The sequence below is a fragment of the Pseudomonas sp. MWU16-30323 genome, from assembly GCF_020515595.1.
GTDB lineage: Bacteria > Pseudomonadota > Gammaproteobacteria > Pseudomonadales > Pseudomonadaceae > Aquipseudomonas > Aquipseudomonas yamanorum.
In genome coordinates this window covers 70,125-82,678 of the sequence record NZ_JAIWYM010000020.1, presented here as the reverse complement: position 1 = coordinate 82,678, position 12,554 = coordinate 70,125, and the positions used below count along the sequence as shown (strand labels likewise).

The following is a 12,554-nucleotide window of genomic DNA, read 5'->3' as shown; positions in this document are numbered from 1 at the left end:
GGTTAAAGTAACGCCCTTGCTTTTCGGCCTGTGAAGACCCTGATGAATCCGTTAGACGTACTGCGCGACTCCTTCTTCTTTTTCAAGCGCAACCTGGGCGCCATCGTGCAGTTGTGCCTGCCATTGGTAATCCTTGAGGCGCTGCTGCAACAGGTGCTCGACCACACCCTCGGCCCTGATGCATTTCCCGGCTACAGCGTGATCGTCGGGCTGCTGGTGTATCCGCTGTACACCGGCGCACTGATCCTGTTCCTCGACGCCCGCACCCGGGGCGAATCGCCGCGTACCCTGGATGTGCTGGCCATGGCCTTGACCTTGTGGCCGCGCTTTGCCTTGCTGACGGCAGTCAGCACGCTGCTGATCCTGCTGGGTCTGTCTTTGTATTTCCTGCCGGGCTTGTGGCTGATGGTGGTGCTGGCCTTCGCCGAATACTTGCTGGTACTGCGGGGCATGTCGGCGCTGTCGGCCATGAAGGAAAGCCTGCGTCTGACCCGTGGGCATTTCTGGCGCATCCTGGTGTGCCTGCTGTGCGTGATGACGCCACTGTGGTTGCTCAAGGGCGCCAGCGTGGCGGTCTACCCGGACCCAAACCCGCTGCTGGGCCTGCTGATGGACAGCGCGCAAAGCTTCCTGCAACTGTTCACCAGCGTGGTGTTGTTCCGCCTGTTCATGTTGATTGGTGGCGACGCCGACGCGCGGTGATATGCTCCGGGCCTTGTCCTGCAACGCCATAAGCCGAGCCGATGACCCGATTACTGCGCATTACCCTGCTGGGCCTGCTGATCCTCGCGGCCCTGCTGACCGGCTTGATCTACAGCCTGACCTGGCGCCCTGCCGACAAGGAAACCCTGCCTATCCGCTGCGTCGCGCCCCGTGCGCCGACGCTGCTGCCGGGCCAGGCACTCAAGGTCATGACCTGGAACGTGCAGTACCTGGCGGGCAAGAACTACGTGTTCTGGTACGACACCCCGGACGGCAGCGGCCCGGACGACCGCCCCACCGTTGAAGACATGGCCGCCAGCCTCGACGAAGTGGCACGGGTGATCCGCGACGAACAGCCCGACATCCTGCTGTTACAGGAAGTCGACGAAGGCGCCAAGCCTTCCAGCTACCAGGACCAACTGGCCTTGCTCCAGGAGCGCCTGGCCGACCTCTATCCGTGCAGCGTCCAGGCATTCGACTGGAAAGCCGACTTCGTGCCCGACCTGCACATCTTCGGCAGCGTCGGCCGCAAGCTGGTGACCATGAGCCGCTACCAGATCGAACACGCCGAGCGCCTGCAATTGCCCGTGGCCCGCGCCAATCTGATCAGCCGTCAATTCCAGGCCAAACCCGCATTATTGCTGACCTACCTGCCGTTGAGCGACGGCGGCCAGTTGGCCGTGCTCAATACCCGCCTGGACGGCACGGCCCCCGGGCACAACGCGGTGCTGGAACAGGTGCAGGCGACCGTCAAGCTGGTGGATAAATTCGAAAGCCGTGGCACGCCATGGCTGATGGGCGGGGACTTCAACCTGTTGCCCCTGGGGCAGTTCCTGCGCCTGGATGCCGGTAAACGCGGGCAATATTCGCCGGACAGTGAGCTGCACCTGCTGTGGGAAAAGTACCCGATGGTCCCGAGCAACAGCCAATCCAGCGGCATTGATCGGGATAAATGGCTGACGTACTTCCCGAATGACCCGACCGTGGACGGGCCGGATCGTACGCTGGACTACCTGTTCTACAGTTCGCGCATCAAAAAGGTTGAAAGCCAGGTGCGGCAGAGCGATACGGTGCGTATCTCCAATCATCTGCCGGTGATTGCGCGGTTCCTGTTGCCGGCCGCGCAGTAAGCCACGCTGCAAAACCGTGTGGGAGCCGGTTTGCCTGCGATAGCATCACCGCGGTGCCACTGAAAAACCGAGTTGCCTGCATCGCAGGCAAGCCAGCTCCCACAGTTGATCTTCGGCGCGCTTACTTTCTTGGTTTGATCCGAGCAGTCGGTTCAGCAATCAACGGATCATCCGGCCAATAATGCTTCGGATACCGCCCCTTCAAATCCTTTTTCACCTCGGCATAAGTACTGCGCCAGAAGTTGGCCAGGTCCTGGGTTACCTGCACCGGGCGCCTTGCCGGTGACAGCAGGTGCAGCTTGACCACCTGCCGCCCGCCGGCGATCCGTGGCGTATCCGCCAGCCCGAACAACTCCTGCAAACGCACCGCCAGAATCGGCGGCTGCTCGCTGTAGTCCAGCCGCACCGACGAGCCCGACGGCACCTTCAGATGGTGCGGCGCCAACTCGTCCAACCGCGCAGGCAACGGCCACGGCAGCAGGTTATGCAGGAAACTGGAAATATCCAGAGTGGAAAAATGGCTCAGGCGCGACACTTTGCCCAGGTACGGCATCAACCAGTGTTCCAAGCTGGCGAGCAAGGCGCTGTCGCTGACATCTGGCCATTCACTGGCCTTGCCGGTATCCAGATCACGCAGCAGCATCACCCGCGCCTGCCACTGGCGCAGCTCCGGGGTCCAGGGCAGCAGTTCCAGGCCTTTGCGCCGCACCAGGTTGACCAGCGCCTGGCTGCGGGCGGATTCGTCGAGGCCGGTCAGCGGCTCGCGGCTGAGCACCAGTTCGCCGACCTTGCGCTGGCGTTCGGCCCGCAGCACGCCTTCGCGCTCATCCCAGTCAAGCTGGTCGACATTACGCACCTGCTCGGCCAACACCGAGTCAAACAGCGCCGGATCAAAATCCGCCGCGAGGTAAATCCGTTCTTCGCGCTGGCCCTGGCGGCTGCCCAGATCGGCGATCACCAGCCAGGGTTGTTTCATCAGGCTGTCGGCTTCGGCGAACAGCGCGGCACGGCCGTTGGCCAGGCGGTATTCGGCACCGCCCGCACGGCGTTGCTGAGCGACACGGTCCGGGTAGGCCAGCGCCAGCAACGCGCCGAGCCAGCGCGGATGATCGGGATCAGCGACCGGTTGCTCAGCCTTGCCTCTTAAATATCCACGGTATTGCCGGGCCAGTTGCTTGGCACGCTGCACGCCACCTTGGGTACCACGGGCCTTTTCTTCGCCAGATAACAACGCCAGGCGACTGTGCAAATCCGCACCGGCGCCGCGCAAGATATCGCGCTCTCCCAACAGTGCCGCCACGTCACAGGCCATGTTAGCCAGGCCCAAATCCTGACCTCGCAACAGCAAATGAGCGATACGCGGGTGCGCAGGTAACCCGGCCATTTTCTGGCCGTGGGGGGTCAGCTTGGCATCGCTCAATGCGCCCAATCGCTCAAGCAAATCCTGAGCCTGTGCATAAGCGGCGGTGGGCGGCACGTCGAGCCACACCAACTGAGTCGGCGCCACGCCCCAGCGGCCCAATTGCAGCGCCAGACCGGAAAGATCCGCCGAGAGAATTTCCGCGCTGGAATACGCCGCCAGCCCTTCATGTTGATCTTCGGACCACAACCGATAACACACCCCCGGCTCCAGTCGCCCTGCCCGGCCGGCACGCTGGGTGGCGCTGGCGCGGGAGATGCGCTGGGTGTCCAGGCGGGTCATGCCGCTGCCCGGGTCAAAACGCGGGACCCGCGCCAGCCCGGCATCGATCACCACCCGCACCCCGTTGATGGTCAGGCTGGTCTCGGCAATGTTGGTGGCCAGCACCACTTTGCGCTGGCCGGCGGGCGCCGGGTCGATGGCGGCGCGTTGGGCCGCCAGGTCCAGTTCGCCATGCAGCGGGCACAGCAGCACATCGGGGTTATCGCCGAGTGCATCAGCCAATTGCTGATTGACCCGACGAATCTCCGCCTGGCCCGGCAGGAACACCAGCACGCTGCCGGTCTCATCGTGCAGGGCCTCAAGGACGGTCTGCACCAGCCGCGGCTCGATAAATTCACCGGGCTGGAATGGCCGGCCCCAGCGCATCTGCACCGGGTACATGCGCCCTTCGCTGCGCAGGATCGGTGCGTCGTCCAGCAACCCGGCCAGGCGCTCGCCTTCCAGGGTGGCGGACATCAGCAGGATCTTCAGTGGCTGCTCGTCGCGAAACAGATCCCGGCCATTGAGGCTCAGGGCCAGCGCCAGGTCGGCGTCCAGGCTGCGCTCGTGGAATTCGTCAAAGATCAGCAAGCCAACACCGTCCAGTGCCGGGTCATCCTGCAAGCGGCGAGTGAGGATGCCTTCGGTGACCACTTCGATCCGCGTATTGGGGCCGACTTTACTGTCCAGGCGAATGCGGTAGCCGACGGTTTCGCCGACCTTTTCCCCCAGTTCACTGGCCAGCCTTTCTGCCGCTGCGCGGGCGGCTAGGCGGCGGGGTTCGAGCATCAAGATGGTTTGCCCGGCCAGCCAGGGTTCATTCAACAGCGCCAACGGCACCCGTGTGGTTTTACCGGCGCCGGGCGGTGCTTCGAGCACGGCTTCATGGCGCGTCGCCAAGGCGTCACGCAGGGCGGGTAAAACATCATCGATCGGCAACGAATTCATACTGGCTCCAAAGCAGAGCGGCGAGTATAACGGCGAACTGCCGGGTGTCGGTGGTGGTCTCAACGACACGGCCCTGTCCTGACTGGAATGCGGTCAAAGGTGGGAGCTGGCTTGCCTGCGATAGCGGTGTGTCAGCCAACACACCTGACACTGAACCACCGCCATCGCAGGCAAGCCAGCTCCCACATTTGATCATCGTCGCCTTGTAGACTGGCTTATAGTCACTTTCATTATGTTCAAGGAGAGTCCCATGCGTGTTGCTTCCCGTGTCATCGGCGGTGTTCTGGCCGTCACCCTGCTGAGCCAGTTGACGGCTTGCGGCTCGATTTTCTACCCCGACCGCCGTGGCCAGATCGACGGCAAGATCGACCCGGCGATTGCCGTGCTCGATGCGGTCGGCCTGCTGTTCTACGTGATCCCGGGCCTGATCGCCTTTGGTGTCGACTTTGCCACCGGCGCGATTTACTTCGAGCCTGGCAAGACCGCCCAGGTGGCCCCGGAAAAGCTCCAGCAAGCCATCGGCGCCGACGGCAAGGTCGACAACGCCAAACTGCAAACCATCATTCAGAAAGAAACCGGCCATAACCTGCCGCTGGACGACCCACGCATGATCCAGTTCAAGGGCAGCGTGCAACAGCTCGCCACCCTGGGCCTGCAACCTGCCGCTTAAGGACTGACTGACCCCATGACCACCAGTCCCGAACACGCCCGGCTGTTGCGCCTGGCCACCCGCGCTTCTGTCGGCGTGGCCTGTGTGCTGATTGTGACCAAGGCCATCGCCTGGTGGCTCAGCGGCTCGGTGAGCATGCTCGCCGGGCTGACCGACTCGCTGCTCGACGGCATCACCTCGCTGCTCAACTTGCTGGCCGTGCACTACGCGTTACGCCCGGCCGATGACGATCACCGGTATGGCCACGGCAAAGCGGAGTCCCTGGCGGGGATGGCCCAGGCACTGTTTATCGCCGGCAGTGCGGTGTTGATCGCGTTCCAGGCGTTCCAGCGTTTGCAGCATCCGGAACCTGTGGGCGCGCCGTGGCTGAGCATCGGCGTGATCATTCTGTCCCTGGCGCTGACCGCGGCGCTGCTGATCCTGCAACACCGGGTGATCCGCGAAACCGGCTCCAACGCCATCCGTGCCGACTCGCTGCATTACCGCTCAGACATGATGCTCAACGGCAGTATCCTGGTGGCGCTGGTGATGGCGGCATTCGGTTTTCACCAGGTGGACGCCTGGTTCGGCCTGGGCATCGCGGCCTACATCTTGTGGAGCGCCATCCAGATCGCCCGGGAAAGTTTTTCGGTGTTGATGGACGAGGAACTGCCGCCGGATGTCAGCCAGCACATGCTGGAGCTGGCGTGCAATGTGCCCGGCGTACTGGGCGCCCATGACTTGCGCACACGGATTTCCGGCAACCACTGGTTTGTGCAGCTGCACCTGGAGTTACCGGGGGAATTGAGTCTGTCCGTGGCACACGGCATCAGCGACCAGGCCGCCGATGCCATCCACAAAGCCTACCCGCGAGCCGAAGTGCTGGTGCACGCCGACCCGCAGGAAGTGGTCAAGGGCGAGAAGCCCTAGTACTGCACCTGATACCCGCGACTGCTCAGGCAGTTGCCCTGGGCCTGGCGGTAGGTTTGCACCACCGCCGGGTCTGGCGCGTAGGTGACGGTTCTCGGGTCAAAACCACTTTGTTGCACGGCCCAGCGATAGCAGTCGTAACCATCCTGCTGGACTTGCGCCGGTGACTGGCCGTTGGCCGGGTAAGCCACCACGTCATACCCATTGCCCTGGGGCACTGGCTGCGGCGCTGGCGCGGCAGGCGGAGGCTCGACCACCACGTACTGCTGAGTGCTTTCTTCGTAGGTGTAATAGGCTCCGGCGGCGAGGAAAAACAGCGCACTGCCTACCCATACTTCCCGCGCGTAGTCCGGCAGGTATTGCACGCGGATCCCGTAAGGCGGCGCCACTACGACATAACGCGGGCCTTGTGGGCGATACCAGTAGCCACCCGAGAAGAAGTAGTCCTGGCCACGGTACGGAACGCGGTAGTTGCGGTCAGGGAAGCGGTCGACGATATAACCCGGACGGTATTGCGGGCCGGGGCCCCAGCCATTGCCGTGCCCGTCGGGGCGACCTGGCCAGCGGTGATCGTTGGGATGGTTATTGCCACCGCCATTGAAGCCGGGCCGGCCGGGGCCACCCTGGCCACCATTGCCGGCCTGCCAGTGCTGATTGCCATCGTTGCGACGCGGAATGTCCTGATAGTTGCCGGGACGTGGTTCCTGGGTCTGGCGCACGGAATCCGGTCGCCCCTGGATCGGCAGGTTATTCGCCGGCTGAGGCGCAGGGTGCGGGGGTTGCTGCTGGTTGCCTTGCGGGCGACCTTGCCACTGGCCACCCCCATTAGGCCGCTCAAAATGCTCATTCTGCGGCCGTGGCTGATTATTTTCGAAATGCGGGTTCTGCGGGCGCGGCTGATTGTTTTCGGGACGCGGGGCTTCGGGACGCGGTTGATTATTTTGCGGTCGAGGCTGGTTGTTCTGCGGCCGAGGCTGATTATTGCCTGGATGCCCTTCCGGGCCTTTTTCATGCTGGCCACCGCCTTCAGGGCGTGGCTGTTCGTCGGCCATCACTTGCGCACCAACGGTTACCATCAGCAAACCAACACCTGCCAAACGCCAGATGCGCTTCATGCTATTCCTCACTGCGGATTAGGGCCTACACGTAAGACTGGAAAACCGGGGCCCGGTTCTGCGACAGGTTATCAGTCACGAGAACTATTTTCGCAGGCAATAAAAAGGGGCGACCCGTCGGTCGCCCCTTGAGAACTTCGTCCTGGCTCAACGCTTTTGACGTTGGCTCACCTCACGCCGTCTTGTGGACAGTGTGCAGCCCGGGGGCCGGGGCAACCCTGTGGGGTTGGCGGCCGCAGCCGGCGGTATGAGCGGGCTGCAGTGGACTGTATGTCCGGGCGGTGATTCTGTTGATAACTTTACGCCCCAGGCCCGGACAGATGATTGCGAAGATTGCGTCAATAAACAGTGCTTGCGCAATTTTTAACCCTGGATAGATAATTCGCCGCAATAGTTACGACAAAGGCCAGCCCCATGAGCAAACTTGACCGATACGACCTGAGTATTTTGGCGGAATTGCAGCGCGACGCGAGGATCTCCAACCAGGAGTTGGCCGAGCGGATCGGCCTGTCGCCTTCGCCGTGCTCACGCCGGGTCAAGCAATTGGAAGACGACGGCTACATCGCCCGCCAGGTCGCCTTGCTCGACCGCAAGATGCTCGGCCTGAGTCTCACGGCCTACGTACTGATCGGCATGGACCGACATACACCCGAGCGTTTCGAGAACTTCGAAGCGGCCATCCGCACCTTGCCGCAAGTGCTGGAGTGCAGCCTCGTGACCGGTATGGACGCCGACTATCAACTGAAGGTGGTGGTGCCAGACATGGATCACTACCAGAAACTGCTGCTGGGGCACCTGACCCGCATCGAAGGCGTCACCAGCGTGCGCTCAAGCTTTGTGCTGAACCAGGTACTCAACAGCACCGAGTTGCCGCTGACCCATTTGCGCACTTAAGACCAGCGCCGAACAAATGTGGGAGCGGGCTTGCTCGCGAATGCGGTGTGCCAGGCGCCGAATGTGCTGACTGATCCACCGCATTCGCGAGCAAGCCCGCTCCCACATTTCGACTGTGTTTCAGCAGAGTGATAAGTCTGCGGCAGACCGACGCAGGTCAATAATGAGCTGATGATGCTGGCGTATACTTCCCGCCCTGCCCCAGCCGGAAACCACCCAATGAACTCGATTGATCCCGCCGTGTTTGAAGAATGGATGATGACCGGCCTGGTCAGCATCCTGATCATTTTCATGGGCTTTATCGTCTGGGACCTGGCGAAGAAATCCAAGGCCGGGCGCTTTGGCTCGATGATCCTGTTCTTCGTGCTGGGCCTGGGCGTCGCCGCGTTCATCATCAAGAGCGTGGTGATCGGCCTGATCGAGTCCGGCGCCTTATAAGCGCGCCGGCACTTCCTTCCATTGGCCTTGATCCAGGCCGTCGATCGACCAGTCACCAATGCGCACCCGCACCAGCCGCAACGTCGGCAAGCCTACGGCGGCCGTCATGCGCCGCACCTGGCGGTTACGCCCTTCACGAATCACCAACTCCAGCCAATAGGTCGGCACGCTTTTGCGAAACCGCACCGGCGGGTTGCGCGGCCATAATTGTGGCTCGTCCAGTTGTCGGGCTTCGGCGGGCAGGGTCATGCCGTCGTTGAGTTCCACGCCGTCGCGCAGGCGTTGCAGCTGTTCCTCGGTCGGCTCGCCTTCCACCTGCACCCAATAGGTTTTCGCCAGCTTGTGCTTGGGGTCCGCGATGCGCGCCTGCAACTGCCCGTCATTGGTCAGCAGCAACAGGCCTTCACTGTCACGGTCCAGGCGTCCGGCCGGGTAAATACCGGGGATGTCGATGAAATCCTTGAGGGTCGCCCGCCCGCCTTCGTCACTGAACTGGGTCAGCACATCGAAGGGTTTATTGAACAGGATCAACTTGGGCTCGGCCGGTGGCGCCTTGGCGACACGACGCGGGGCTGACGAGGTTTGCGGACTTTTCACACCAGGGCGGCGGGAAACGGGACGGGCAGGACGGGACATGGCAAAGGAACATCTAACGGTCAGGACCGACAATGCTAGTGGCCTGACCGTTAAATAACCATCCCAACCGTTTAGCGGAACGGCGGCTCGTCGAAGCTGCGCAGTTTGCGCGAGTGCAACGAATTGAGTTCGGTGCGCAACAGATCCACCGCCTCGATGCCGATCTTCAAGTGCTGGCTGACCGCACGCTCATAGAACGCGTTGGCCGAACCCGGCAGCTTGATCTCACTGTGCAGCGGTTTGTCCGACACACACAACAACGTGCCGTAAGGCACCCGCAGGCGGTAGCCCTGGGCAGCGATGGTGCCGCTTTCCATGTCCACGGCCACGGCGCGGGACAGGTTGATCAGCGGACGCTCCTGGGCCCAACGCAGCTCCCAGTTGCGGTCGTCGTAGGTCAACACGGTGCCGGTGCGCAGGCGCTTTTTCAGCTCTTCGCCTTTCTCGCCGGTGACGTTGGCTGCCGCTTGCTGCAAGGCCATCTGCACTTCGGCCAGGGCCGGGATCGGGATATTCGGCGGCACGACCCGGTCGAGAATCCCGTCGCGACGCATGTAGGCGTGAGCCAGCACGTAGTCGCCGATGGTCTGGGATTGGCGCAAGCCGCCGCAGTGACCAATCATCAGCCAGCAATGCGGACGCAACACGGCCAGGTGGTCGGTGATGTTCTTGGCATTGGACGGGCCGACGCCGATGTTCACCAGGGTGACACCGTGGCCATCGCTGGCCTGCAAGTGGTAGGCCGGCATCTGGTAGCGGTGCCAGACCACGCCCGCGGCGATAGCAGACGCTTCGCCGTGGTCCATGCTCTTGTCGATGATCACGTTGCCCGGCAGCACCATGCGGATAAAGCGCGGGTCGCTGCGCAGCTGCTCCAGGCCATGCACGATGAACTGGTCAACGTAGCGGTGGTAGTTGGTCAGCAAAATCCACGGCTGCACATGGCGCCAGTCGCTGCCGGTGTAATGCACAAGGCGACGCAGGGAGAAATCGACACGGGCGGCATCGAACAGCGCCAATGGCAGCGGATCGGTGTTTTCCCAGTCGTACAGGCCGTCGGCGATACCATCGGTGGCGGCAGACAGGTCGGTACTCGGGAACACCCGCGCCAGCGTGGCGGCGGTGACACCAGAACCGGCGAGTTCGTCGCCCTGCTCCACCACGTACGGGTAGGGAATGTTCTGCTGGCTGACGCCCACTTCCACCGTCACGGTGAAGTCATGCATCAACGGCACCAGTTGCTCCAGCAGGTATTTGCGGAAGGCTGACGGATGGGTGACGGTGACGCTGTAGGTCCCCGGCAACTGGACCTTGGCATACGCCCGGGTGGTCTGTGGGACTTCGCCCTGCACCAGATAGGTCAGACGAAGTTCCGGGTAGCGAAACATCGCACGTTGTTCGGCGTCGGGCTCGACGCGGTCTTTGAGGTAGCGCTTGAGGGCTTGATTGAGCGCGCCAGTGGCCCGCTCATGGAGAGCCGCCAGCCGATCCACGGCTTCTTCGGCGGTTTGAACGACAACAAAAGCTTCGGTCACGGTAAGCATCCTGTGTTCTGACTTGCAGGCCTTCATCTTGCCTGTATCCCTGGCGCACTGGAACACCGGAATTGGAATGCGATCAATAATGTGGGGGCGGCGGTGCGACGATTCGACTTGCTCGCGAAGGCGGTAGATCAGTCAGCACATGTATTGGCTGATCCACCGCCTTCGCGAGCAAGCCCGCTCCCACATTTTGACCGTGTTTGTTCAGGAAAAAGGAGGTGTCGAGCGCGCGACAATCGCTTCCACATTCACACCGCGCGGCAAGGTGCCATAGACCCGGCCCGACGACTCACCCAGTCGGCTGGCGATAAAACCATCACTCACACTGGCATTACCCGCCTCCAGCAACAACTTGGCCTGCAACGCCACGGCAATGTCCTCGGTCAGTTGCCGGGCACGGTACTGGATGTCCTGGGTGTCCATAAAGGCCGACTTCAACTGCTCGATGTGCCACGCCAGGTGCTTGTGACCGTGGCCATCCCCCAGCTCGACAAACAGCGCCTCCAACACGCCGGGCTCTTTCGACAAGGCCCGCAGCACATCCAGGCACTGCACATTGCCGGAACCTTCCCACGTCGAGTTGACCGGCGCCTCACGGTACAAGCGCGGCAGGATGCTGTCCTCCACATACCCGGCCCCGCCCATGCACTCGGCGGCTTCGTTGATCATCGCGGGCGCGCGCTTGCAGATCCAATACTTGCCCACCGCCGTTACCAGACGGGCGAATTTGGCTTCCTGTTCGTTATCCAGATGGTCCAGCGCGCGGCCCATGCGCATGCTCAAGGCCAGGGACGCCTCGCTTTCCAGGGCCAGGTCGGCCAGCACGTTTTGCATCAGCGGTTGCTCACTGAGCACCCGGCCGCCCACCAGGCGGTGGGCACAATGATGGCTGGCCTGGGTCAGTGCCTGGCGCATCAAGGCGCTGGAGCCGACCATGCAATCGAAACGGGTCATGGCCACCATTTCGATAATGGTCGGTACGCCGCGCCCTTCTTCGCCGATCATCCAGGCCAGCGCTCCGCGAAACTCCACTTCGCTGGAAGCGTTGGAGCAGTTGCCGAGTTTGTTTTTCAGGCGCTGGATGTAGAACTCGTTGCGGGTGTCATCCGGGCGGTGCCGGGGCAGCAGGAAACAGGTCAGGCCCTTGTCGGTCTGGGCCAGGGTCAGGAAGCCATCGCACATCGGCGCCGAGCAGAACCACTTGTGTCCCACCAACTCATACGCCTGGCCGGGGCCACCCGCGCCTACCGGGTAAGCGCGGGTGGTGTTGGCGCGCACGTCGGTGCCGCCCTGTTTCTCGGTCATGGCCATGCCAATGGTGGCGCCGGCCTTGTGGGCAATGCCAACGTTGCGCGGGTCGTATTCGGTGGCGAGGATTTTCGGCAGCCAGGTTTCAGCCAGGTCCGGCTGCAAGCGCAGGGCCGGGACGCAGGCGAAGGTCATGGTCAGCGGGCAGCCGGTGCCGGCTTCGGCCTGGCTGTGCAGGTAAGTCATGGACGCGCGGGCCACATGGGCGCCGGATTGTGGGTGGGCCCACGGCAACGACGGCAGGCCATGCTCGACGGCGGTGCGCATCAGTTCGTGGTAGGCCGGATGAAATTCAACCAGGTCGATACGATGACCAAAACGGTCATGGCTGTTGAACACCGGCTTGTTCTGGTTGGCCAGGAAACCGGCCTCCATCAGCGGCCCACCCGCCAAGGCACCGTAGGTATCGATACGCTGCTCGGCCCAGCCGGCACCAAAGCGCCGGGACCATTCTTGCAGGGGTAGATCGATACGGTACAGGTTGGTGCCGTCCAGGGACGGTGGCTGGTTGGTGACGTCGTGGGTTTCGGCGAACGGGTGCAGGTTCATGGCAGCCTCCTCGAAAAAGTTGGCCTGCTGATT

The 12,554-nt window shown here is 62.6% G+C and carries 11 protein-coding genes; 6 read left to right on the top strand and 5 right to left on the bottom strand.

Features of this window, described 5'->3' with window-relative positions:
* Positions 1–42: 42 nt before the first annotated feature.
* A complete protein-coding gene (locus tag LIY45_RS21320) occupies positions 43–702 on the top strand; it encodes a YciC family protein (RefSeq protein WP_177026239.1) in 660 nt (219 codons plus the stop codon).
* Between the two features lie 41 nt (positions 703–743).
* Positions 744–1,832, top strand: coding sequence for an endonuclease/exonuclease/phosphatase family protein (locus LIY45_RS21315; protein WP_226477505.1), 1,089 nt, complete (start codon positions 744–746; stop codon positions 1,830–1,832).
* A 121-nt stretch (positions 1,833–1,953) separates the two neighbouring features.
* Here LIY45_RS21315 and hrpB read toward each other — a convergent pair whose 3' ends face one another.
* On the bottom strand, positions 1,954–4,461 hold the full coding sequence (hrpB, locus tag LIY45_RS21310) for an ATP-dependent helicase HrpB (RefSeq protein ID WP_226477504.1): 2,508 nt from the start codon (positions 4,459–4,461) through the stop codon (positions 1,954–1,956).
* A 250-nt stretch (positions 4,462–4,711) separates the two neighbouring features.
* Between hrpB and LIY45_RS21305 the strand changes: the two genes are divergently transcribed.
* Entirely contained in the window at positions 4,712–5,131 is a 420-nt protein-coding gene (locus LIY45_RS21305; protein ID WP_017476229.1) for a hypothetical protein, read from the top strand.
* Between the two features lie 15 nt (positions 5,132–5,146).
* Positions 5,147–6,040 (top strand): cation diffusion facilitator family transporter, encoded by an 894-nt coding sequence (locus LIY45_RS21300; protein WP_017476230.1) that lies wholly within the window; start codon positions 5,147–5,149, stop codon positions 6,038–6,040.
* Here the strand turns inward: LIY45_RS21300 and LIY45_RS21295 are convergent.
* The gene (locus LIY45_RS21295; RefSeq protein WP_226477503.1) at positions 6,037–7,155 is read right to left on the bottom strand and encodes a DUF6515 family protein; all 1,119 of its coding nucleotides are present in this window, start codon (positions 7,153–7,155) and stop codon (positions 6,037–6,039) included. The two genes, LIY45_RS21300 and LIY45_RS21295, sit on opposite strands and share 4 nt — an antisense overlap.
* A 414-nt stretch (positions 7,156–7,569) precedes the next feature.
* Between LIY45_RS21295 and LIY45_RS21290 the strand changes: the two genes are divergently transcribed.
* Together LIY45_RS21290 and LIY45_RS21285 are read left to right on the top strand one after the other, a co-directional pair.
* The gene (locus tag LIY45_RS21290; RefSeq protein WP_003194418.1) at positions 7,570–8,049 is read left to right on the top strand and encodes an Lrp/AsnC family transcriptional regulator; all 480 of its coding nucleotides are present in this window, start codon (positions 7,570–7,572) and stop codon (positions 8,047–8,049) included.
* A 228-nt stretch (positions 8,050–8,277) separates the two neighbouring features.
* Complete coding sequence (locus LIY45_RS21285) at positions 8,278–8,487, top strand: DUF2788 domain-containing protein (protein ID WP_026077819.1); 210 nt, start codon at positions 8,278–8,280, stop codon at positions 8,485–8,487.
* Here the strand turns inward: LIY45_RS21285 and LIY45_RS21280 are convergent.
* From LIY45_RS21280 to LIY45_RS21270, 3 genes are all read right to left on the bottom strand, one after another.
* Positions 8,482–9,123 (bottom strand): pseudouridine synthase, encoded by a 642-nt coding sequence (locus LIY45_RS21280; RefSeq protein WP_026077820.1) that lies wholly within the window; start codon positions 9,121–9,123, stop codon positions 8,482–8,484. The genes LIY45_RS21285 and LIY45_RS21280 overlap by 6 nt on opposite strands.
* A gap of 71 nt (positions 9,124–9,194) precedes the next feature.
* Complete coding sequence (gene amn / locus LIY45_RS21275) at positions 9,195–10,694, bottom strand: AMP nucleosidase (RefSeq protein WP_172834544.1); 1,500 nt, start codon at positions 10,692–10,694, stop codon at positions 9,195–9,197.
* A 174-nt stretch (positions 10,695–10,868) separates the two neighbouring features.
* Positions 10,869–12,521 carry an acyl-CoA dehydrogenase family protein gene (locus LIY45_RS21270; protein ID WP_226477502.1) on the bottom strand — a complete coding sequence of 551 codons (1,653 nt, stop codon included), beginning with the start codon at positions 12,519–12,521 and terminating at the stop codon, positions 10,869–10,871.
* Between the last annotated feature and the right edge of the window lie 33 nt (positions 12,522–12,554).

Bases quoted from the DNA above. Each gene is read 5' to 3' on its own strand.
- LIY45_RS21290 (WP_003194418.1), top strand. From the start codon at position 7,570: ATGAGCAAACTTGACCGATACGACCTGAGTATTTTGGCGGAATTGCAG.
- amn (WP_172834544.1), bottom strand. From the start codon at position 10,694: ATGAAGGCCTGCAAGTCAGAACACAGGATGCTTACCGTGACCGAAGCT.
- LIY45_RS21280 (WP_026077820.1), bottom strand. From the start codon at position 9,123: ATGTCCCGTCCTGCCCGTCCCGTTTCCCGCCGCCCTGGTGTGAAAAGT.
- LIY45_RS21305 (WP_017476229.1), top strand. From the start codon at position 4,712: ATGCGTGTTGCTTCCCGTGTCATCGGCGGTGTTCTGGCCGTCACCCTG.
- hrpB (WP_226477504.1), bottom strand. From the start codon at position 4,461: ATGAATTCGTTGCCGATCGATGATGTTTTACCCGCCCTGCGTGACGCC.
- LIY45_RS21320 (WP_177026239.1), top strand. From the start codon at position 43: ATGAATCCGTTAGACGTACTGCGCGACTCCTTCTTCTTTTTCAAGCGC.
- LIY45_RS21295 (WP_226477503.1), bottom strand. From the start codon at position 7,155: ATGAAGCGCATCTGGCGTTTGGCAGGTGTTGGTTTGCTGATGGTAACC.
- LIY45_RS21300 (WP_017476230.1), top strand. From the start codon at position 5,147: ATGACCACCAGTCCCGAACACGCCCGGCTGTTGCGCCTGGCCACCCGC.
- LIY45_RS21270 (WP_226477502.1), bottom strand. From the start codon at position 12,521: ATGAACCTGCACCCGTTCGCCGAAACCCACGACGTCACCAACCAGCCA.
- LIY45_RS21315 (WP_226477505.1), top strand. From the start codon at position 744: ATGACCCGATTACTGCGCATTACCCTGCTGGGCCTGCTGATCCTCGCG.